This window comes from Elioraea sp. Yellowstone (assembly GCF_006704265.1).
In the GTDB taxonomy this organism is placed as follows: domain Bacteria; phylum Pseudomonadota; class Alphaproteobacteria; order Acetobacterales; family Acetobacteraceae; genus Elioraea.
On sequence record NZ_VIKA01000031.1, the window covers coordinates 1 to 19,478 of the forward strand.

At 73.3% G+C, this 19,478-nt stretch carries 19 protein-coding genes; 9 read left to right on the forward strand and 10 right to left on the reverse strand.

Annotation, left to right across the window (positions count from 1 at the left end; all coding sequences use genetic code 11):
• The 4 genes from FK498_RS06790 to FK498_RS06805 all read left to right on the forward strand — a co-directional run.
• A partial coding sequence (locus FK498_RS06790) for an asparagine synthase-related protein (protein WP_237560861.1) occupies window positions 1-641 on the forward strand: 641 nt, incomplete at its 5' end.
• Window positions 638-1,762 (forward strand): glycosyltransferase family 4 protein, encoded by a 1,125-nt coding sequence (locus FK498_RS06795; RefSeq protein WP_141852876.1) that lies wholly within the window; start codon window positions 638-640, stop codon window positions 1,760-1,762. The genes FK498_RS06790 and FK498_RS06795, both read left to right, overlap by 4 nt.
• A 41-nt stretch (window positions 1,763-1,803) precedes the next feature.
• The gene (purH, locus tag FK498_RS06800) at window positions 1,804-3,381 is read left to right on the forward strand and encodes a bifunctional phosphoribosylaminoimidazolecarboxamide formyltransferase/IMP cyclohydrolase (protein WP_141852878.1); all 1,578 of its coding nucleotides are present in this window, start codon (window positions 1,804-1,806) and stop codon (window positions 3,379-3,381) included.
• Window positions 3,382-3,433: 52 nt separating this feature from the next.
• Window positions 3,434-4,684 (forward strand): NupC/NupG family nucleoside CNT transporter, encoded by a 1,251-nt coding sequence (locus tag FK498_RS06805; RefSeq protein ID WP_141852880.1) that lies wholly within the window; start codon window positions 3,434-3,436, stop codon window positions 4,682-4,684.
• Here the strand turns inward: FK498_RS06805 and recR are convergent, their stop codons facing one another.
• The 6 genes from recR to FK498_RS06835 all read right to left on the reverse strand — a co-directional run bounded on the left by recR (window position 4,685) and on the right by FK498_RS06835 (window position 9,671).
• Window positions 4,685-5,275, reverse strand: coding sequence for a recombination mediator RecR (recR, locus tag FK498_RS06810; protein ID WP_141852882.1), 591 nt, complete (start codon window positions 5,273-5,275; stop codon window positions 4,685-4,687).
• A 92-nt stretch (window positions 5,276-5,367) separates the two neighbouring features.
• A complete protein-coding gene (locus FK498_RS06815) occupies window positions 5,368-5,760 on the reverse strand; it encodes a RidA family protein (protein WP_141852884.1) in 393 nt (130 codons plus the stop codon).
• 44 nt (window positions 5,761-5,804) lie between these two features.
• Window positions 5,805-6,518 (reverse strand): hypothetical protein, encoded by a 714-nt coding sequence (locus FK498_RS06820; RefSeq protein ID WP_141852886.1) that lies wholly within the window; start codon window positions 6,516-6,518, stop codon window positions 5,805-5,807.
• 17 nt (window positions 6,519-6,535) lie between these two features.
• Window positions 6,536-7,492 carry an Hsp33 family molecular chaperone HslO gene (locus FK498_RS06825; RefSeq protein WP_141852888.1) on the reverse strand — a complete coding sequence of 319 codons (957 nt, stop codon included), beginning with the start codon at window positions 7,490-7,492 and terminating at the stop codon, window positions 6,536-6,538.
• Window positions 7,489-8,469 carry an ornithine carbamoyltransferase gene (argF, locus tag FK498_RS06830; protein ID WP_141852890.1) on the reverse strand — a complete coding sequence of 327 codons (981 nt, stop codon included), beginning with the start codon at window positions 8,467-8,469 and terminating at the stop codon, window positions 7,489-7,491. Before argF ends, FK498_RS06825 begins: the two co-directional genes overlap by 4 nt.
• Complete coding sequence (locus FK498_RS06835) at window positions 8,466-9,671, reverse strand: aspartate aminotransferase family protein (protein ID WP_202614774.1); 1,206 nt, start codon at window positions 9,669-9,671, stop codon at window positions 8,466-8,468. Before FK498_RS06835 ends, argF begins: the two co-directional genes overlap by 4 nt.
• A 212-nt stretch (window positions 9,672-9,883) precedes the next feature.
• Between FK498_RS06835 and FK498_RS06840 the strand changes: the two genes are divergently transcribed.
• The gene (locus tag FK498_RS06840) at window positions 9,884-11,275 is read left to right on the forward strand and encodes a methyl-accepting chemotaxis protein (protein WP_141852892.1); all 1,392 of its coding nucleotides are present in this window, start codon (window positions 9,884-9,886) and stop codon (window positions 11,273-11,275) included.
• A 30-nt stretch (window positions 11,276-11,305) separates the two neighbouring features.
• Here the strand turns inward: FK498_RS06840 and metW are convergent, their stop codons facing one another.
• Together metW and FK498_RS06850 are read right to left on the reverse strand one after the other, a co-directional pair.
• A complete protein-coding gene (gene metW / locus FK498_RS06845; RefSeq protein ID WP_141852895.1) occupies window positions 11,306-11,953 on the reverse strand; it encodes a methionine biosynthesis protein MetW in 648 nt (215 codons plus the stop codon).
• A 204-nt stretch (window positions 11,954-12,157) separates the two neighbouring features.
• Window positions 12,158-13,318 carry a homoserine O-acetyltransferase gene (locus FK498_RS06850; RefSeq protein ID WP_141852897.1) on the reverse strand — a complete coding sequence of 387 codons (1,161 nt, stop codon included), beginning with the start codon at window positions 13,316-13,318 and terminating at the stop codon, window positions 12,158-12,160.
• A 159-nt stretch (window positions 13,319-13,477) separates the two neighbouring features.
• On the opposite strand from FK498_RS06850, the gene FK498_RS06855 reads away from it, so the two are divergent.
• From FK498_RS06855 to FK498_RS06870, 4 genes are all read left to right on the forward strand, one after another.
• On the forward strand, window positions 13,478-14,113 hold the full coding sequence (locus tag FK498_RS06855; protein ID WP_141852899.1) for a LysE family translocator: 636 nt from the start codon (window positions 13,478-13,480) through the stop codon (window positions 14,111-14,113).
• A gap of 74 nt (window positions 14,114-14,187) precedes the next feature.
• The gene (locus FK498_RS06860) at window positions 14,188-15,120 is read left to right on the forward strand and encodes a chorismate mutase (protein WP_141852900.1); all 933 of its coding nucleotides are present in this window, start codon (window positions 14,188-14,190) and stop codon (window positions 15,118-15,120) included.
• A gap of 5 nt (window positions 15,121-15,125) precedes the next feature.
• Window positions 15,126-16,235 (forward strand): histidinol-phosphate transaminase, encoded by a 1,110-nt coding sequence (gene hisC / locus FK498_RS06865; RefSeq protein ID WP_141852902.1) that lies wholly within the window; start codon window positions 15,126-15,128, stop codon window positions 16,233-16,235.
• Complete coding sequence (locus FK498_RS06870) at window positions 16,228-17,115, forward strand: prephenate/arogenate dehydrogenase family protein (RefSeq protein WP_141852904.1); 888 nt, start codon at window positions 16,228-16,230, stop codon at window positions 17,113-17,115. Before hisC ends, FK498_RS06870 begins: the two co-directional genes overlap by 8 nt.
• Window positions 17,116-17,162: 47 nt before the next feature.
• On the opposite strand, the gene FK498_RS06875 is transcribed toward FK498_RS06870, so the two are convergent.
• Both FK498_RS06875 and FK498_RS06880 read right to left on the reverse strand, forming a co-directional pair.
• On the reverse strand, window positions 17,163-18,191 hold the full coding sequence (locus tag FK498_RS06875; RefSeq protein WP_141852906.1) for a glycosyltransferase family 4 protein: 1,029 nt from the start codon (window positions 18,189-18,191) through the stop codon (window positions 17,163-17,165).
• 108 nt (window positions 18,192-18,299) lie between these two features.
• Window positions 18,300-19,343, reverse strand: coding sequence for a DUF2125 domain-containing protein (locus FK498_RS06880; protein WP_161988339.1), 1,044 nt, complete (start codon window positions 19,341-19,343; stop codon window positions 18,300-18,302).
• Window positions 19,344-19,478: the final 135 nt, after the last annotated feature.

Below are 19,478 nucleotides of genomic sequence, written 5' to 3' on the forward strand. Positions count from 1 at the left end.
CCGCGGTGCCGCCCGGCTGGTGGGATGCCGCACTGCGTCGCCTGCCTGGCACGCCGCGCCGGCCGGGCGAGACGCTGCACAAGCTCGCCTCCGTGCTCGCGTCGCGCGACCTCGATGCCGCGTACGCGCGGCTGACGACCACCGACGGCGTGGTGTCGCCGCACGGCGAGGCGCCCGGGGAGCCGCTGGCGCGGTTCCGCGCGCTCGACGCCGCCGGCTACCTGCACGACGACGTGCTGACCAAGGTCGATCGCGCCTCGATGAGCGTGGCGCTCGAGGTGCGCATTCCGATGCTCTCACCGGCGATGATCCGGCTCGCGTTCTCGCTGCCGCCTGGGCTGCTGGTGCGCGCGGACGGCGGCAAGGCGGTGCTGCGCGACGCGCTCGCGCGCCACCTGCCGCGGCCGCTGTTCGAGCGGGAGAAGACCGGCTTCTCCTTCCCCGTCGGCGCCTGGCTGCGCGGACCGCTGCGCGACTGGGCGGAGGACCGGCTGGCCTCGCGCCGCCTGCGCGAATCGGGACTGGTCGATGGTGCGTGCGCGGCTCGGCTCTGGCAGGAACACCGCGCCGGCCACCGCGACCACGCGGCCGCGCTCTGGGCCGTGCTGATGCTCGCCGCCTGGCTGGAGGCGCGGGCGTGAAGATCGCGCAGCTCACCAATGTCGATTTCTCGCTGACGCATTTCCTGCTGCCGCTGATGCGCAGCCTGCGCGCGCGCGGCCACGAGGTGGTCGGGATCTGCGCCGACGGGCCGAAGCTTGCTCCCGCCCGCACCGAGGGGTTCCGCATCGAGCCCGTGCCCTTCGCGCGCAGCCTGAATCCGGTCGCGAGCGTGCCGGCGTTCCTCGCCCTCCTGCGCCTGTTCCGCCGCGAGCGCTTCGATCTCCTGCACGTGCACACGCCGCTCGCCGGGCTGCTCGGGCGGATCGCCGGGCGGATCGCCGGCATCCCGCGCATCGTCTACACCGCGCACGGATTCTACTTCCACGAGGGGATGGCGCCGGCGAAGCGGCGGCTTCATGTGGGCCTGGAGCGGTTCGGGCGCCGTTTCACCGACGTTCTGTTCACCCAGAGTGCGGAGGATGCCGAGACCGCGCTCGTCGAGCGGATCGCTCCTGGCGGTCGGGTGCTGGCGATCGGCAACGGCGTCGATCCGGCGGTGTTCCGTCCCGGCACGGCCGCCGAGCGCGCGGCGGCGCGTGCCGCGCTGGGCGTGCCGGATGACGCCGTGGTCGCGCTGATGATCGGGCGGATGGTGGCCGAGAAGGGCTATCCGGAGCTGTTCGAGGCGCTGGCGCACGTGCCCGGGCTGACGCTCGCCTGCGTGGGCACGCGGCTCGAGAGCGACCACGAGGGCGACGTCGCCGGGGCGCTCGAGCGCGCCGAGAACGACCCTGCCGTGGTGCCGCGGCTGAGACTGCTGGGGTATCGGACGGATGTCGCCGACCTGCTGCGTGGGGCCGACCTGTTCGTGCTGCCGAGCCATCGCGAGGGCATGCCACGCAGCATCATCGAGGCGATGATGACGGGGCTGCCGGTGGTGGCGACACGGATTCGCGGGGCGCGCGAGCAGGTGGTGGACGGCGAGACCGGGTTCCTGGTGCCGGTGCGCGATCCGGCCGCGCTGGCCAAGGCGCTGGGGCGACTGGCGGCGGATCCGGCTCTGCGCGCGCGCATGGGTGCCGCCGGGCGGGCGCGGGCGCTCGATCTGTACGACGAGGCCAAGGTGATCGCGCGCCAGATCGAGGCTTTGGGGCTATAGAGCGGGGGCCGCAAGCCCCCCGCCAAACGCCAGGATCGCCCATGCCCGAAGGTCTCGTCCCCCTCCGCCGCGCCCTGCTCTCGGTCTCCGACAAGTCCGGCCTCGCCGACTTCGCCCGCCTCCTCGCCGCGCGCGGCGTCGCCCTCGTCTCCACCGGCGGCACGGCCCGGAGCCTGCGCGACGCAGGCTTCGAGGTCACCGACGTCGCCGCCCTCTCCGGCTTCCCCGAGATCCTCGACGGCCGTGTCAAGACGCTCGTGCCGCAGATCCATGGCGGCATCCTCGGCCGGCACGACGACCCGCACCACCTGGCGCAGATGGCCGAGCACGGCATCGCGCCGATCGACCTGGTGATGGTGAACCTCTATCCGTTCGAAGAGACGGTTGCCGCCCATGCCTCGTTCGAGACCTGCGTCGAGAACATCGACATCGGCGGCCCCGCCCTGATCCGCGCGGCGGCGAAGAACCACGAATGGGTGACGGTGATCACCGATCCCGCCCAGCTTCCTGCCGTGACGGAGGAGATCGCCGCGCACGGCGGCACCACGCTGGCGACGCGCCGCCGCCTCGCCGCCGAGGCCTATGCCCGCACGGCGGCCTACGACGCGGCGATCGGCGCATGGTTGGCGCACCGGAACGGCACGGCCTTCCCGCCGCGGCTCACGCTCGCGGGCGCGCTCGCGCAGACGCTGCGCTACGGCGAGAACCCGCACCAGCAGGCGGCGTTCTACGTCACCGACCGCCGCCCGGGTGTCGCGACCGCCACCCAGGTGCAGGGCAAGGAGCTTTCCTACAACAACATCAACGACACCGATGCGGCCTATGAGTGCGTCGCCGAGTTCGACGCGCCCGCGATCGTCATCGTCAAGCATGCCAATCCGTGCGGGGTGGCGACCGCGCACGACCTCGCCACCGCCTGGGAGCGCGCGCTGCGCTGCGACCCGGTCTCGGCCTTCGGCGGGATCGTGGCGGCGAATCGCCCGCTGGACGAAGCGACCGCCGAGAGGATCGCCGCCATCTTCACCGAGGTGGTGATCGCGCCCGACGCCTCCGACGCGGCGAAGGCAGTGTTCGCGCGCAGGAAGAACCTGCGCCTGCTGCTCGCGCACGGACTGCCCGATCCGGCCGCCCCCGGCACCACGGTGCGCAGCGTCGGCGGCGGGCTGCTCGCTCAGACCCGCGATGCCGGACGAGTGACCCGCGAGACGCTGAAGGTGGTGACGAGGCGCGCGCCGACCGAGGCGGAACTCGCCGATCTCGTCTTCGCCTTCCAGGTGGCCAAGCATGTGAAGTCGAACGCGATCGTCTATGCGAAGGACGGCGCGACCGTCGGCATCGGCGCAGGCCAGATGAGCCGCGTCGATGCCGCGCGCATCGCCGCCTGGAAGGCGGCCGAGGCGGCGAGGGCGGCGAATCTCCCCGGGACGCTCGCCGAGGGCTCGGTGGTCGCCTCCGATGCGTTCTTCCCCTTCGCCGACGGGCTGATCGCCGCCGCCGAGGCGGGTGCCACCGCGGTGATCCAGCCCGGCGGGTCGATGCGCGACGCGGAGGTGATCGCGGCCGCCGACGCGCGGGGCCTTGCCATGGTGTTCACCGGCATGCGGCATTTCCGCCATTGAGCCGCGACCATCCGGCCGCGGGTCCGGCCGCCGCCTCGATGATGGATCGCGCATGAGCGCGCAGCTCGTCTCGGCGCTGGGCCTGCTGGGCTTTGTCGGCCTCGCCTGGGGCTGGGGCGCGCTCGCGGCGCGCAGCACCGCCATGCCGTGGCGGATGATCACGATGGGTCTTGCCTTGCAGATCGCGGTCGCCGCGGCGCTGCTCGCGATCCCGCCGCTGCGGCGCGCGATCGGCGCGATCGGCCGCGCGGTCGATGCGCTGCAGCGCGCGACCGAGGCCGGCACGAGCCTGGTGTTCGGCTATCTCGGCGGGGGTGCCCTGCCCTTCGCCGAGACCGCCCCTGGAGCCTCCTTCATCCTCGCCTTCCGCGTGCTGCCGCTGATCCTGGTCGTCGGCGCGCTGTCGGCGCTGCTCTACCACTGGCGCATCCTGCCCGCGGTGGTCGGCGCGCTGGCGCGCGTGCTCCGCCGCGGCTTCGCCCTCTCGGGCGCGGCGGGCTTCGCCACCGCGGCCAACATCTTCGTCGGCATGGTCGAGGCGCCCCTGCTGGTGCGCCCCTACCTTGCCGCGCTCAGCCGCGCCGAGCTGTTCGTGGTGATGACCGCCGGCATGGCGACCATCAGCGGCAACACGCTCGCGATCTACGCGATCTTCCTGCGCGACGCCCTGCCCGACGCCGCCGGCCACCTGCTGACCGCGAGCGTGATCAGCGCGCCGGCCGCCGTGCTGGTCGCACGGCTGATGCGCCCGGAGACCGACGCGCTCGCGACACCGTCCGAGCAGGCCGTCGCGCCGCGCCTCTACGCCACCTCGATGGAGGCGGTCGCGCGCGGTACCGCCGAGGGGCTGGCGATCATGCTCGGCGTGATCGCATCCCTGATCGTGTTCGTCGCCCTCGTCGCACTGCTCGACGAGGCGATCGTTCCGTTGGCTGGCGAGCCGCTTCAGCACTGGGCCGGCATCGCCATGCGCCCCTTCGCGCTCGCCATGGGGATCGCACCGGCCGACGCCGCCGAGGCCGGGCGGCTGCTCGGCCTCAAGACCATCATCAACGAGTTCGTCGCCTATCTCGATCTCGCCCGCAGCGGTGCGACGCTGGACGAGCGCAGCCGCACCATCCTCGCCTACGCGCTCTGCGGCTTCGCCAATCCGGGAAGCCTCGGCATCATGGTCGGCGGACTGATCGCACTGGTGCCGGAACGGCGCGAGGACATCGCCCGCCTCGGGGTTCCCGCGGTGATCGGCGGCACGCTCGCCTGCCTGATGACCGGCGCCGTGGTGGGCATCCTCACGCCGCCATGATCACGCCGGCCGGCGCGCCCTTAGTGCGGCCGCCAGCGTTCCGTCGTCGAGATAGCCGAGTTCGCCCCCCACAGGCACGCCATGCGCGAGTCGCGTCACCTCCACATTCAATGGACGCAGCCGGTCCGCCACGAGATGCGCCGTCGCCTGGCCGTCCACGGTCGCGCCGAGGGCGAGGATCACCTCCGACACGCCGCCCGCGGCGACGCGGCGCAGGAGCTGGGGGATCGTCAGGTCCTCGGGCCCCCGTCCGCCGATTGCCGACAGCGTCCCGCCGAGCACGTGATAGAGCCCGCGATGCGCGCCGGCGCGCTCGAGCGCCCAGAGATCGCCGACCGACTCCACGACGCAGATCACCGAACGGTCGCGCCGATCATCGGCGCAGATGCCGCACGGGTCCGTGCTGTCGAGATTGCCGCAGACGGAACAGGGACGGATCGCGGCGGCGGCCGCCTCGAGCGCGGCCGCCAGGGGCCGCAACAGCCCCTCGCGCTTCTGGATCAACGCCAGCGCCGCACGCCGCGCGCTGCGCGGGCCCAGGCCCGGCAGCTTCGCCAGCAGCGAGATCAGACGATCGAGCTCGGGGCCCACAGCACACCATCGGGGAGAGGGCCGCGCGTCGCTGGCCGCCGGGCCAGCGAAGCACCGGAATGCCGCCCCTTTCCCCCGCTCCCCCTATCCGGTCAACCGCATGCGATCGCCTCGACCTCGACCTTGAACTGCGGCGACGCCAGGCCGGCGACGATCAGCAGCGTCGAGGCCGGCGGCGTGATCGAGCCGAACGCCTTGGCGCGCGCCTCGCGCCAAGCCGGGATGTAGGACGCGTCCGTGAGGAACACCGTGATCTTCGCGATCGAATCGGGGCCGAGCCCCTGCGCGCGCAGCAGCGTCAGCAGGTTCGCGAGCGCCTGGTCGCACTGGGCGCCGATCTCCTCCGGCACCGACCCGTCGGGGCGCGCGCCGACCTGGCCTGCCAGCAGCACCCAGCGTGTCGCGCCGGTCGCCACCGCGACATGGCTGTAGCGCCCGGCCGGGTCGTGCACGCCCGGCGGGTTGACGAACTGAAGCACTGCCATCCTGCCCTCTCCCCAGTAGCCGCACGCCCCTGAGCGCACGTCCTTCAGCGCACCGGCACCGTGCCGAGGGTCCCGCCGGCCGGCGCCGGTGCCGTCGCCCCGGGCGGCGGCGCGAGCTCCTGCGTCTCGATCGTGCCGCCGGGCGGCGGACGCGGCGTGCCCTCCGGCACGATGAACGGCCGCAGCGCGCGTCGCACCTGGAACTCGAACTCCACGTTCATGCCCTGCGGGTCGTCCATCGCCGAGCGCAGCATCTCGTACCAGACCGCCTCGCGCGCCGCGAGCGACGTGCCCTCGGCGACCGTGCGCGAGCGCGTCACCGTCGCCTGGGCCGACCCGCCGCCGCGGCCCTCGCCGCCCTCCACCTCGAGCCGTACCGAGAGCGTCAGCACGTAGCGCTCGGACTGCTGTGTGGTGAACATCGCGCCGAGCCCACCCTCGCGCGGCAGGCGCTGCTCGACCAGGCTTGCCTCGGTGATGAGGGCGCGCGCGCGGCCGCGATTGCCCCAGGCCTGCACGCGATCGGCCAGCATGCGCCGCAGGGCCTCGCGCGGCTCGATCGGCGCGCGGTGATCGACATGGGGTGGTGCGCGCGGCGGCACCCACTGGTCCACCACCTCCACCGTGGCGACATCCAGCTTGATGGGGGTCAGATGGGAGTAGTCGAAGGGGCGGATCACCGGCCGCGGCGCCTCCGCCGGCCCCGCGCAGCCCGCCAGCACCGCGCCGAGCGCGATCACCCAACGCCTGCCCACCATGCGGCCTCCTGCCCCCGTCAGGCCGCGCCGCCATCCGCCGGCGACGCCGCCCCCACATCGCCACGGTCGAAGCGGAAGTCAACGTTGCAGAACTCGCAGGTGACCGTGATCGCCCCATCCTCGGCCATCTGGTCGAGCTCCGCCGAGCCGAACCCGGCGAGCACGCGCTCGATCCGCTCGCGCGAGCAGCGGCAGCCGAAGGAGACGGGCTTGGCGTGCTGGATGCGCGGGTCGAGCTCGTGGAACAGCCGCCACAGGAGGCGCTCGGCGGGCAGACCCTCGTCGAGGAGCTCGGCCCCGGTCGCGCTGCCGGCCAGCATCACCGCGGTGCGCCAAGCTTCGTCGTCGTCCTCCGGCGTGCGGCGGCGTCCGCCGCCGGCGAAGGCGATGCGCTCCAGCAGGAGGGCGCTCGCGCGCCAGCCGGCCGGCGTGCGCGCGGCGACGAGCTTCACCGCCGCCTCCACCTGCTGGCTGGTGCGGAACCAAGTGTGCGCGAGATCGGCAAGGCTCGATCCCTCCAGCGGCACGATGCCCTGGTAGCGGTCCATCTCGGGCCCCTGATCGACCGTGAAGGCGAGATGGCCTGCGCCCAGAAGCCGTGCGGCCGAGGGCGCGCCGTCGAACCGCGCGAGCGCGGCCGCGTCGATGCGCGCATAGCCGCGCAGGGCGCCCCGGCCGGTGCAGTCGGCCAGCAGCATCCCCACCGGCCCGTCGCCGCGCGCCTGCAGCGAGAAGGATCCCTCGAACTTCAAGGCCGCCGCCAGACCTGCGGTCAGCGCCAGCGCCTCGCCAAGCAGCTGCGCCACCACATCGGGCAGCGCGTGGCGCGTCAGCAACGCATCCGCCAGCGGGCCCAGGCGGACGAGCTGGCCGCGCGCGGGTGCGGCCTCGAGATAGAACGGCCGGACCGCTGACGGAACGGTCAGGATCGGAACGGGGGCGCGGCCCGGCTCTGCCTCGCCCCCGGGAATCATCGTCTCGCCACCGCGGGCTCGAGGCACCAGGCGAGCACGCCGGCCTGGGCATGCAGGCGGTTCTCGGCCTCGTCGAACACCACGGACTGCGGCCCGTCCATCACGCCGTCGGTCACTTCCTCGCCGCGATGCGCGGGCAGGCAGTGCATGAAGATCGCCTCCGGCGCCGCCGCCATCAGCGCCTCGTTCACCTGGTAGGGCTTGAGGAGGTTGTGCCGGTTCGTGCCGGGCGCGTCGTTCATGCTGACCCAGGTGTCGGTGACGACCGCATCCGCGCCGCGCACGGCCGCGACGGGATCTTCCGTCACCTCGATCGCGGCCCCCTGCTCGCGCGCCCAGGCGAGCAGCTCCGCCGGCGGGCGGAGCGCCTCGGGGGTCGCGAGCCGCAGCGTGAAGCCGAACCGCGCGGCGGCATGGATCCAGCTCCGCGCGACGTTGTTGCCGTCGCCGCACCACGCCACCACGCGGCCCCCGATCGGGCCCTTGTGCTCCTCGAAGGTCATCACGTCGGCCATGATCTGGCACGGGTGCGACTGGTCGGTCAGCCCGTTGATCACCGGCACGGTCGCGGCCCCCGCAAGCTCGTCCAGCTTCGAGGCGCTGTCGGTGCGCAGCATGATCGCGTCCACGTAGCGCGAGAGCACGCGCGCGGTGTCGGCGACCGTCTCGCCGCGGCCGAGCTGCATCTCCTTCGCCGAGAGCACGACCACGTCGCCACCGAGCCGCCTCATCGCCACCTCGAAGCTGACGCGCGTGCGCGTCGAGGGCTTCTCGAAGATCAGCGCGAGGGTGCGGCCCGCGAGCGGGCGCGCCGCGAGCGGCCCGGTGCCCGACTTGAAGCTCGCGCCGAGCTCGAGGATGCGCCGCAGCGTGGCGTGATCGAACGCCGAGATGTCGAGGAAGTGGCGCGGCGGCGCAGGCGGCGGTGCGGCCTCGCCGCGGCGCGGTGTCAGCCTGACCGCCGCCTGCGCGCTCATTCGGCCGCCTGTGCCGGGGCGAGCGCCGCCTTCGCCCGCTTCAGCGCCCGGTCGAGCAGATCGACCGCCTCGTCGGCCTCGGCCTCGGTGATGATCAGCGGGGGCGCGAGGCGCAGCACGTTCATCCCCGCCGCGACCGTCAGCAGCCCCTCGGCCACCGCGGCGGCCTGGAGGTCGGTGTTGACGAGCGGCTCGCGCAGCCTGAGCCCGACCAGCAGGCCGGCGCCGCGCACGTCCTCGACCAGCTCGGCGTGGCGGGCCTGGAGCGCGAGCAGGCTGCGCCAGAGATGGCGCGCGACGCGATCGACGCCGTCGAGGAAGCCGGGGGCGAGGATCACGTCCAGCACCGCGTTGCCGGCGGCGCAGGCGAGCGGGTTGCCGCCGTAGGTGGTGCCGTGCGTGCCGGGCTTGAGATGCTTCGCCACATGCTCCTTGGCCAGGATCGCGCCGAGCGGGAAGCCGCCGCCGATGCCCTTGGCGGAGGACATCACGTCCGGCTCGATCCCCGCCCACTGGTGCGCCCAGAGCCTGCCGGACCGGCCCATGCCGATCTGCACCTCGTCGAGGCCGAGCAGCAGGCCGAACTCGTCGCAGGTGGCGCGGAGGTCGCGCAGGAAGCGGAGCTCGGCCGGGCGGACGCCGCCCTCGCCCTGCACGGGCTCGATCAGGATGCCGGCGGTGGCCGGGCCGATCGCGTCGCGCACCGCGTTCATGTTGCCGAACGGCACCTGGTCGAACCCGTCCACCTTGGGCCCGAACCCGTCGAGGTACTTGGCGTTGCCGGTGGCGGCAAGGGTGGCGAGAGTGCGGCCGTGGAACGCGCCCTCGAAGGTGATGATGCGGAAGCGTTCGGGCCGGCCGGTCTCGGCCATGGTCTTGCGCATGGCCTTGATCATGCCCTCGTTCGCCTCGGCGCCCGAGTTGCAGAAGAAGACGCTGTCGGCGAAGGAGGCTTCGACGTGGCGGGCGGCGAGGCGCTCGGCCTCGGGGATGCGGTAGAGGTTGGAGACGTGCATCACGCGCCCCGCCTGCTCGGCGATGGTGCGCACCAGGTGGGGATGCGCGTGGCCGAGCGAGGAGGTGGCGATGCCGGCACCGAAATCGAGGAAACGTCGCCCGTCCACCGTCCACAGACGCGCGCCCTCGCCCCGCGCGAAGGCGAGGTCGGCGCGGTTGTAGGTCGGCATCAGGGGCGTGATCACGGGGTCTCTACGATCCTCGATCCGGTTGCGGTTTCCCGGGCGGACGCCGCGGGAAACACCGAGTCTGGGGAGGGCCGTGGGGGAAGTCAAATGACGGGCATCCGGCGCAGCACCACGCATCTTGCGCCGCGTCGGGACGATGCAGGTTTACCAATCGTTGAAGACGTCACGTCAGGTTATGGCGCATCCCTTGACCGGAGGAACAGCCGCCCATGGCCACCCTGCAGCGTCTCCGCCACTCGGTCGCGAGCTTCGAGACCGTCCCGGCCAGCGCCACGGCAGCCGAACAGACCGCGCTCACCCGGTTCCTCGATGCCCTCGCCCGGTCCGACTTCTCGGTCGAAGCCCCGCCCGGCCCCCATCAGCAGGCCTTCGCCGACCTGGCACGCGCCCTGGCGGCCACCTCGGCCGCCTACGCGGCCGAGGTGGTGGACAGCGCGATCGTCGCCAATGAGCTCGGCATCGTCGCCGCCCGTCTCGTCGCGCCCGCGCGCGGGGTGAGCGAGAACGCCTCCGCCATGGCCGCGGCGACGCAGGAGATGGTGGCGACAGTCGACAGCATCGACGTCTCCGCCAAGGCGGCGGCCGCAGCTGCCGGCGAGGCCGAGCAGGCGATGCGTGCGAGCGTCGGGCAGACGCGCGCGACGATCGAGGCGATCGAGGGGCTTGCCGCGCTGGTGCAGCGCAACAGCGCCGAGGTGCGCGAGCTGGGCCGGGCCTCGGAGGAGATCGGAGGCATCGTCAAGGCGATCGAGACCATCGCGGCGCAGACGCGGCTGCTCGCCCTCAACGCCACGATCGAGGCGGCGCGCGCCGGCGAGGCGGGACGCGGCTTCGCGGTCGTCGCCAACGAGGTGAAGACCCTCGCCCAGCAGACGGCGCAGGCGACCGAGGATATCCGCCGCCGGATCGACGGGCTGCTCGCCCGCGTCGGCGCCGTGGTCGAGGGCATGGCCCGCTGCGACGATCTCGCCCGCGACGGGCGCGAGCGCATGGAGCGCCTCGGCACCGACGTGGCCGCCGCCGGCGCCCGCATCGACGCCGCGACGCGCAGCATCCGCGAGATCGCCGAGGCGGTCTCGCAGCAGGCGCAGGCGACCAGCGAGATCGCCGGAAGCATCGGCCGCGTGGCGGCGATGGCGAAGGAGACGTCACAGGCGGTGGACGCGATGGCCGATTCCTTCGATCGTCTCGATACGGCCATGGCTCGTCAGCTCAAGCGTGCCGGCGCCGCCGAGTTCCCGGGCAAGATCATCACCCTGGCCAAGGCCGACCATGTCATGTGGAAGCGGCGCCTGGTGGCGATGGCGGCAGGGCGGGTCAAGCTCAAGGCCGATGAGCTCGCCGACCATCGCTCCTGCCGGCTCGGAAAATGGTACTATGGCGAGGCGTCGATGCCGTTCCGCTGCGAGCCCGCCTTCGCCGAACTGGAGCGTCCGCACCAGGCCGTGCACGAACACGGCAAGACCGCCGCACGGCTGTTCACGGAAGGCCGCGGCGAGGAGGCGCTTTCGGCGATCGCCAGGGTCGAGGAGGCCTCGGCCGAGGTGCTGCGGCTCCTCGACGCGCTCGGGAACACCCCTGCCGCCCGCCAGGCGGCCTGAGCCGCGGCTCGGCCGCTTCGCGCCCCCCCCTTACTCCCGCGTCAGCAGGAACAGCCCCTGCTCGGCGAACAGGTTCGCGAGCCATCGGTTGCGCCGCCACGGCGTCTTCCGCCCGGCCTCGTCCACGCCGAGCCAGCGCTCGACGCGGTAGCCGTCGGCCTCGCAGAGCGCGAAGAAGTCGCTGATCGTGCAGAGGTGGATGTTCGGCGTGTCGTACCAGGCGCGGTCCAGCGCCTTGGTGCGCGGCATCCGCCCCGTCAGCAGGAGCTTCAGCCGCACCTGCCAGTGGCCGAAATTCGGGAAGCTGACGATCGCGCGCCTGCCGATGCGCAGCATCTGCGCCAGCACCTCGCGCGGCCGTTCGGTCGCCTGGAGCGTGCGCGAGAGGATCACGTAGTCGAACGCGGCATCCGGGTAGAAGGCGAGGTCGGTGTCGGCATCCGCGTGGATCACCGGCAGGCCGTGCGCGACCGCGGCGGTGACGAGCGCCATGTCGAGCTCGATCCCCCGCCCGTCCACGTCCTTCTCGTGCACCAGGATGTCGAGCAGGGCGCCGTCGCCGCAGCCGATGTCGAGCACGCGCGCGCGCGGTTCCACCATCTCGGCGATCAGGCGCAGGTCGAGCCGGTCGGCGAGCGGGCGGCCGGTGCGCGGAGCGGGGGCGAGGCCCTCAGGCATGGGCGTGTCGGGTAAGGCGACAGAAGGAGCCTTCCGCTCTGCGGAAGGCAATGGATGCCCACGGCCATGTCCGCCGTTGCGTGTCAAGGCCGCAGCCGCGCTGCGCGCGGTGCGCCGAAGGCGCAGCCTTGGCACGCAACGCCGGACATGGCGTCCGGCTGTCACGCGCTCGACGGGGTCGAGCGCCCTCGGAGGGCAACCAACTCACCGCCACCGCTCCGCCGCCCCCGCCAGGAACCCGCTCACCGTGCGGAACAGGTCCGGCTCGTCCAGCAGGAACGCATCATGCCCCTTGTCGGAGGTGATCTCGACGAACGACACGTTCGCCGCCACCGCGTTCAGGGCACGCACGATCTCGCGGCTCATCGCGGTCGGGAACAGCCAGTCGGAGGAGAACGAGATCACGCAGAACCGCACCGGCGTGTTGCGGAACGCCGCCGCCACCGACCCACCATGCTCGGCGGCGAGGTCGAAATAGTCCATCGCGCGCGTGATCGAGAGATACGAGTTTGCATCGAAACGCTGAACGAAGGACGAGCCCTGGTACTGGAGGTAGGACTCCACCTCGAACAGGTCGTTCGAGAAGGTCAGCATCGGCCCCGTGCGCAGGCGGCGGCCGAACTTGCGGGTCAGCGCCTCCTCGGACAGATACGTGATGTGCGCGGTCATGCGCGCCACCGCCAGGCCGCGCGCCGGCACCACGCCGTGCTTCCAGTACTCGCCGCCGTGGAAGTCCGGATCGGCGTTGATCGCCTGGCGCCCGATCTCGTGGAAGGCGATGTTCTGCGCCGAATGGTGCGTTGCGGTGGCGATCGGGATGGCGCTGAACACGCGCCCGGGATGGAGCGCCGCCCATTCCAGCACCTGCATCCCGCCCATCGAGCCGCCGATCACCGAAAAGAGCTTCGGCACGCCGAGATGGTCGAGCAGCTTCGCCTGCGCGCGCACCATGTCGCGGATGGTGACGGGGGGGAACTGCATGCCCCAGGGGCGGCCCTGCGGCCGGCCCTCCGCATCCGTCATCTCCTCGCGCGGGCCCGATGAGCCCATGCAGCCGCCCAGCACATTGGCGCAGATCACGAAGAAGCGGTCGGTATCGACCGGCAGGCCGGGCCCCACCATGCTCGTCCACCAGCCGGGCTTGCCGGTGACGGGATGGGTTTCGGCCACGTACTGGTCGCCCGTCAGCGCATGGCAGACGAGGATCGCGTTCGACTTCGCGTCGTTCAGCCGGCCATAGGTCCGGTAGGCGACCACCAGCGGCCGCAGCACCACGCCGCAGTCGAGCGCCAGCCCCTCGGGGAACACCACGCGCTGGTGGGTGATCCCGGCGGTCGCGAGCGGGGCGCGGACGGTCTCGGCCATGCGCGATCACTAGGCCCGCGCGCGGCCGGGTGCAATGCGATCGAGGGAGGATTGCGGTCCGGTCATGTCATCTCCTCGGGCGCGGAATGGCAGCGATCGCGATGGCCGCGTAGCGTCGTGCCGTGCGCCGACCGAGCCGATGCGGAAGGAGACGGTCCGATGAGCACGTTCCTGGCCTTTCTCGGCGTCTCCGCGGTGGTCATCGTCACGCCCGGCCCCGATACGGCCGTGACCATCCGCAACACCCTGCTCGGCGGCCGCGCTGCAGGGCTGTCGACCGCGCTCGGTGTCGCCGTCGGCCAGACCATCTGGGCGGTCGCCACCAGCGCCGGGATCGTCGCCCTGCTGGTGGCATCCGAACCGCTGTTCACGGCCGTGAAATACGCCGGCGCCGCGTTCCTCGTCTTCCTCGGCCTGCAGGCGCTGAGGGAGGCCATCCGGCCATCCGCGTGGCCTGCGGCGGAACGGCCGGGGCGCGGCCAGGCGCGGCGGCTCGGCCGGCGCGCGGCCTTCGCCCAGGGCGTGGTCAGCGATCTCGGCAATCCGAAGATGGCCGTGTTCTTCGCGAGCCTGCTGCCGCAATTCGTCCCCGCCGAGGGCGCGACGTTCGGCGCACTGCTGCTGCTCGGCATCGTCTTCGCGGTCATGACCCTTCTCTGGCTCGCCCTCTACGCCGCCGCGATCGCCAAGGCCGGCGACGTGCTGCATCGGCCGACGATCCGCCGCAGCATCGAGGCCGTGGCCGGCACGGTGCTGGTCGGGCTCGGCATCCGGATCGCCGCCGACCAGCGGTAGCAGGGGCTCGCGCGCGCGCCTGCGGAGGAGCGCGCCGCGCTTGCGTCCCGCGCGGCTTCCGCTATGCCTCCGCCATGCCCGCCGACCCCACTCCCGCGCCCGACGCCGAGGCCGAACCCGGCGACCCCGCCTGGCCCGGCCCCGAACGCCTAGCCGGCCTGCGCGCCGAGATCGACCGGCTGGACGCGCTGATCCACCACCACGTGATGCGCCGTGCCGAGGTCGTCGCCAGCCTGGCCAGGCTGCGCCTCAAGTCCGGCACGCCGTTCCGGCCCGCGCGCGAGGCCGGGATCATGCGCCGCCTGCTCGCCGACCACCGCGGCCCGCTGCCCAGGGCCACCGTGATCGGCATGTGGCGCGAGATGATCATGGGCATGACGCTGATCCAGGCGCCCTTCCCGGTCGCCGTCTGGAGCCCGGAGGCCGGATCGGGCCACGTGGCGCTCGCGCGCGAGCATTTCGGCACCGCCGTGCCGCTGCGCTGGATGCGCTCCACCGCCCAGGTGCTGCATGCGGTCGGCGCCGGCGAGGCCGCGGTCGGCGTGCTGCCGCTGCCGCAGGACGATCCGAACGCGGAAGGGGCCAACGACCCGTGGTGGATCGCGCTGATGCGCGGCGACGGCGCGGGGCTCTCGGTGGTCGCACGGCTCCCCTTCGTCACGCTGCGCCGCGAGGGCGCGCCACGCGCCCAGGCGCTGGTGGTCGCCGCGCTTCAGCCCGAAGCCTCGGGCGAGGACCGCTCGCTGGTCGCCTTCGAGGCCGACCCCGATTTCAGCCGCGCGCGCCTGCACGAACTGGTCGGCGCCGCCGGGTTCAAGCCCCTCGGCCTGGTGCTGCACCGCGCCGAGCGCGCGCCCACCGCCTGCCTGGCCGAGGTGGACGGGCTGGTCGAGGCGCGCGATCCGCGCCTCGCCGCGCTCGCGGAGACGGGGCTCGTCCGCCCGGTGGTGATCGGCGCCTGGCCCGTACCGCCGCCCGAGCACGCCTTCGCCGCCACGATGGAGTGACCCCCATGCCGCCGCTTCCGCGCCCCTCCATCCTCGAGATCGAGCCCTATGTCGGCGGCGAGTCGAAGGTCGCCGGCGCGAACCGTGTCATCAAGCTCTCGTCGAACGAGGGCGCGCTGGGCCCGTCCAAGCGCGCTCTGGAGGCGTATCGCGCCGAGGCGGGCGAGATCCACCGCTATCCCGACGGCGGCGCGACCGCGCTGCGCGAGGCGATCGGCGCGGCGTGGCGGCTCGATCCGGCCCGGATCGTCTGCGGCGCGGGCTCGGACGACCTGCTCTGCCTGCTCGCCCAGGGCTATGGCGGGCCGGGGACGGAGACGATCGTCACGCGCCACGCCTTCGCCATGCACCCGCTCTATGCGCGCTATGCCGGCTCGACGGTGGTGACGGTCGAGGAACGGAACCTCACCGCCGACGTGGACGCGATCCTCGCCGCCGTCTCGCCGCGCACCACCCTCGTCTTCCTCGCCAATCCGAACAATCCCACCGGCACGCTCGTGCCCTGGAGCGAGATCGCCCGGCTGCGCGCGCGCCTGCCCGAGAGCGTCCTGCTCGTGCTCGACCTCGCCTATGCCGAGTATCTGGACGACCCGCGCGGCACGGTCGTGATCGACCTGGTCGATGCCGGCGCCAACACCGTCATGACGCGCACCTTCAGCAAGATCTACGGGCTCGGCGGGCTGCGGCTCGGCTGGGCCTACGCGCCGCCGGCGGTGGCGGACGTGCTGAACCGCATCCGCAGCCCGTTCAACGCCTCGCGCCCCGCCCAGGCCGCCGCGATCGCGGCCCTCGCGGACAGCGAGCACGTCGCCGCCTCGCGTGCGCACAACCGCCGCTGGAGGCCCTGGCTCGCCCAGGCGCTGGAGAGCACCGGCGTGCCGGTGCACGGCACGCACGGCAACTTCCTGCTCGCCGATTTCGGTGCGGTCGGACGCAGCGCGGCCGAGGCCGACGCGGCCTTCCGCGCGCGCGGCATCATCGTCCGCGGCATGGGGGGCTACGGCCTGCCCGGGATGCTGCGCATCACCATCGGCACGCAGGAGGAGATGGAGGCGGTCGCCGAGGCCGCGGCCGAGTTCATGCAGCGCGCCGATCGCGCCACCGCGCATGACTGAACCGCTGTTCAGGAGGCTCGCGCTGATCGGCGTCGGGCTGATCGGCTCGTCGATCGCGCGCCTCGCACGCCGGCGCGGCGACATCGCCGGCGAGATCGTCGCCACCGCCCGCACCGAACGGACCCGCGCGACCGTCGAGCGGCTCGGGCTCGCCGACCGCGTGCTCGCCGATCCCGGCGCGACGGTCGAGGGGGCGGACTGCGTGATCCTCTGCACCCCCGTCGGCGCCTATGCCGACGTCGCCGCCGCGATCGCGCCGCATCTGGCGAAGGATGCGATCCTGACCGATGTCGGCTCGACCAAGCAGAGCGTGATCCGCGACGTCGGGCCGCTGGTGCCGGAGGGCGTGCATTTCGTGCCCGCCCACCCTGTCGCCGGAACGGAACATTCCGGCCCGGAGTCAGGCTTCGCCGAGCTGTTCGAAGGCCGCTACGCGATCCTCACCCCGCCGCCCGGGACGGACGAGGCCGCGGTGGAGAGGATCGCCGAGCTCTGGCGCCGTGCGGGCTCGATGGTCGAGGTGATGGAGCCCGGCCACCACGACCGCGTGATGGCGATCGTCAGCCATCTGCCGCACCTGATCGCCTTCACGATCTGCGGCACCGCCGACGACCTGCAGGACCAGTCGATGAAGGACGTGCTGCGCTTCGCCGCCTCCGGCTTCCGCGACTTCACGCGCATCGCCGCCTCCGACCCCGTGATGTGGCGCGACATCTTCCTCAACAACCGCGAGGCGCTGCTCGAGATGACCCAGCGCTTCACCGAGGACATGACGGCGATGGCGCGCGCGGTCCGCTGGGGCGACAATGCCTATATCGAGGACAAGATCGAACGCGGCCGGCGCATCCGCCGCAGCCTGATCGCGATCAGGCAGGCGTAGCAAGCCGCACGGCGGGCCGAGGATGCGAGGATGCGCATCCCCGCCCGTCAGCGCGCGGCGCGCAGAAGCGCGTCGATCCGCCCGGCCGCGCCGGCCCAGCCGAACCGTTCGCGCACCAGCGCCCGCGCCGCGGCGCCCGCAGCCCGGCGCGCGCCCTGATCGCGAAGCAGTCCCACCACCGCCTCCGCCAGCCCCGCGGCATCCCGGCGCACCAGCGCCTCGTGGCCCGGCGGCAGGACGAGGCCGTTGGTGGCGAGCGGCGTCATCACCACCGGCCGTGCGCAGGCCCAGGCCTCCAGCACCTTGTTCTTGATCCCGACACCGATCCGCATCGGCGCGATCGACACCCAGGCCCGGCTCAGCACCGGCACGATGTCGGGCACGTCGGCGGCGACCGCGATGCCCGGCCGGGCGGCGAGCGCCGCCACCTCGGGCACGGGCGCGCGGCCGGCGATGACGAGGCGCGCCTCAGGCACGGCGGCGGCCACGCGCGGCCAGATCGCCTCCGCCGCGAACAGCGCCGCGTCCACGTTCGGGGCGTAGCCGAGCGAGCCGAGGAACACCACGGTCGGGGCGGCGTCCTCGGCGGCCAGCGCCGCCTCGGGCGGCAGCGCCACCCCGTTCGGCACCACGTGCACGGTGTCGCGCCCGCCGAGCCGGCGCATCCACGCCGCGTCACGCTCGCCTGCACACACGGTCGCGGCGAAGCTCCGCACCGTGCGCCGCGCGCAGCGCGCCGCGACGGGGATCTCGGCGAGGCTGCCGAGCCGTGCGCGCAGTCCCCGCCCGCGGAGCGCGCCGCGCCAGAACTCGAGCGGATTGCAGTCGATCATGTCCATCACCGCCGGCGGCAGGTCAGCGGCGCCGAACCACAACGCCTCCGCCCCCGGGAAGACCAGCGCGCGCGCCGCCCCCTCCGCGCGCAGCGTGGCGCGCACGGCCGCCCGCAACGGCCGGTCGTCGAAGCGCCAGGGATAGGTCAGGCCGCGCCCGGAGAGCGCGACGGACACATGACGGATGCCGTCCGGCACGGTTCCCGGAGGCGCGACCAGCGTGATCCGCCACGACCCAGCCAACGCCTCGATCAGGTTGGCGACGCGCAGCGCATAGCCGTTGACGATCGGCCAGGGCGGCAGGGTGCAGACGGCGAGGAGCGTGGACAGAGCCCGGCCCTCCGTCCCGGCTCAGCGTCCGCCGAGCGTGTAGGCGCCGCGCGGCCAGCGGATCTCCGGCAGCCGCACGATCGGGAACCGGGCCGCCGAAAGGGTGCGGTCCGTGAGCGCCACCGGCACCTCCACCACCGGCGGCCCGCCGCCGGGCGCCGGCCGGGCCAGAGCGGCGAAGGCCAGTCCGATCAGGGCACTCGCCCGGCGGTCGATCAGCCCCGCCTGGGACAGGGCCTCGATCGTCCGACGCCAGTTGGCGAGACGGACCGTGCCCGCCCCCTCCGGCTGCAGCGCGTCGTCGAGCGCGAGGGTCGCGCCGGCCGACAGCGCAAGCGGTCCCCACGCCACGGCAAGCCGGCGCAGTTCGAGCGCACCGCCCGCCTCGCGCCAGGCGCGCAGGCTGGCCTCCGGGTCGGGCGCGGGCGGCAGGGTGCCACGCACCGCCACCTCGCCGGTGATGCTCCGGATCTCGCGGCCGAACGGCCCGCCGGCGCCGGGGCCGAGCAGGATGTCGTCGAGCGCCAGCGCGACGACCTGCGCGGCCTCCTGCCGATCGCCGCGCGCGCCGTCGAGCCGCGCGGCGCGGATCCGCACGGTCTCGCCGTCCCGGAGGATGGCGAGCGTCTCGCCCGTGAGGCTCCAGGTGCGCGGCGGCGCCCCCTCCTCGAGACGGAGTTCGAGCACGAGCCGGGACGCCTCCACCGTGACCGGAGCGAGGGCAGGCGTGGCGGGAAACGCCACCCGGCACGGGCACGCAAAGGCCGCGGTGACATCGCGCGGGGCGAGGAGCGGCGCGGTCGCCCTGGCGCGCACCGCCTCGACCGTGATGGCGGGGACCATGCCGACGGCCGGCCGGTGCAGCACGGGGCGCTCCAGCGTCACGGCGATCCGCGTCGGCCAGCCGCCGCGGGCGAGTCCGGCATGGCGCAGGGTCTCGCCGGCCGGGCCACCAGCGTCGATGCCGCGCACCACCATCGCGCCGATCAGCCACCAGGCCAGACCATGGACGATCGCGGCCACGATCGTCAGGCCGACGATCCAGGCCAGGGCACGGCGCGTCATGGTCCTCATCCTGCGGCTCCGGGACCAGCTTAGCCGGCCCGGACGTCGCTGCCGACGCGGCCGGTGCCGCAGCCTCGTCCACAACCGCGGACCGGCCCGCCTGCCCGGGCACTTCGCCCGGACGAACCGAGGAAT

Excerpts from the sequence above, each read along its gene's own strand:
- purH (WP_141852878.1), top strand. The coding sequence starts at position 1,804 with ATGCCCGAAGGTCTCGTCCCCCTCCGCCGCGCCCTGCTCTCGGTCTCC.
- FK498_RS06805 (WP_141852880.1), top strand. The coding sequence starts at position 3,434 with ATGAGCGCGCAGCTCGTCTCGGCGCTGGGCCTGCTGGGCTTTGTCGGC.
- FK498_RS06815 (WP_141852884.1), bottom strand. The coding sequence starts at position 5,760 with ATGGCAGTGCTTCAGTTCGTCAACCCGCCGGGCGTGCACGACCCGGCC.
- FK498_RS06820 (WP_141852886.1), bottom strand. The coding sequence starts at position 6,518 with ATGGTGGGCAGGCGTTGGGTGATCGCGCTCGGCGCGGTGCTGGCGGGC.
- FK498_RS06825 (WP_141852888.1), bottom strand. The coding sequence starts at position 7,492 with ATGATTCCCGGGGGCGAGGCAGAGCCGGGCCGCGCCCCCGTTCCGATC.
- argF (WP_141852890.1), bottom strand. The coding sequence starts at position 8,469 with ATGAGCGCGCAGGCGGCGGTCAGGCTGACACCGCGCCGCGGCGAGGCC.
- FK498_RS06840 (WP_141852892.1), top strand. The coding sequence starts at position 9,884 with ATGGCCACCCTGCAGCGTCTCCGCCACTCGGTCGCGAGCTTCGAGACC.
- metW (WP_141852895.1), bottom strand. The coding sequence starts at position 11,953 with ATGCCTGAGGGCCTCGCCCCCGCTCCGCGCACCGGCCGCCCGCTCGCC.
- FK498_RS06850 (WP_141852897.1), bottom strand. The coding sequence starts at position 13,318 with ATGGCCGAGACCGTCCGCGCCCCGCTCGCGACCGCCGGGATCACCCAC.
- FK498_RS06855 (WP_141852899.1), top strand. The coding sequence starts at position 13,478 with ATGAGCACGTTCCTGGCCTTTCTCGGCGTCTCCGCGGTGGTCATCGTC.
- FK498_RS06860 (WP_141852900.1), top strand. The coding sequence starts at position 14,188 with ATGCCCGCCGACCCCACTCCCGCGCCCGACGCCGAGGCCGAACCCGGC.
- hisC (WP_141852902.1), top strand. The coding sequence starts at position 15,126 with ATGCCGCCGCTTCCGCGCCCCTCCATCCTCGAGATCGAGCCCTATGTC.
- FK498_RS06870 (WP_141852904.1), top strand. The coding sequence starts at position 16,228 with ATGACTGAACCGCTGTTCAGGAGGCTCGCGCTGATCGGCGTCGGGCTG.
- FK498_RS06880 (WP_161988339.1), bottom strand. The coding sequence starts at position 19,343 with ATGACGCGCCGTGCCCTGGCCTGGATCGTCGGCCTGACGATCGTGGCC.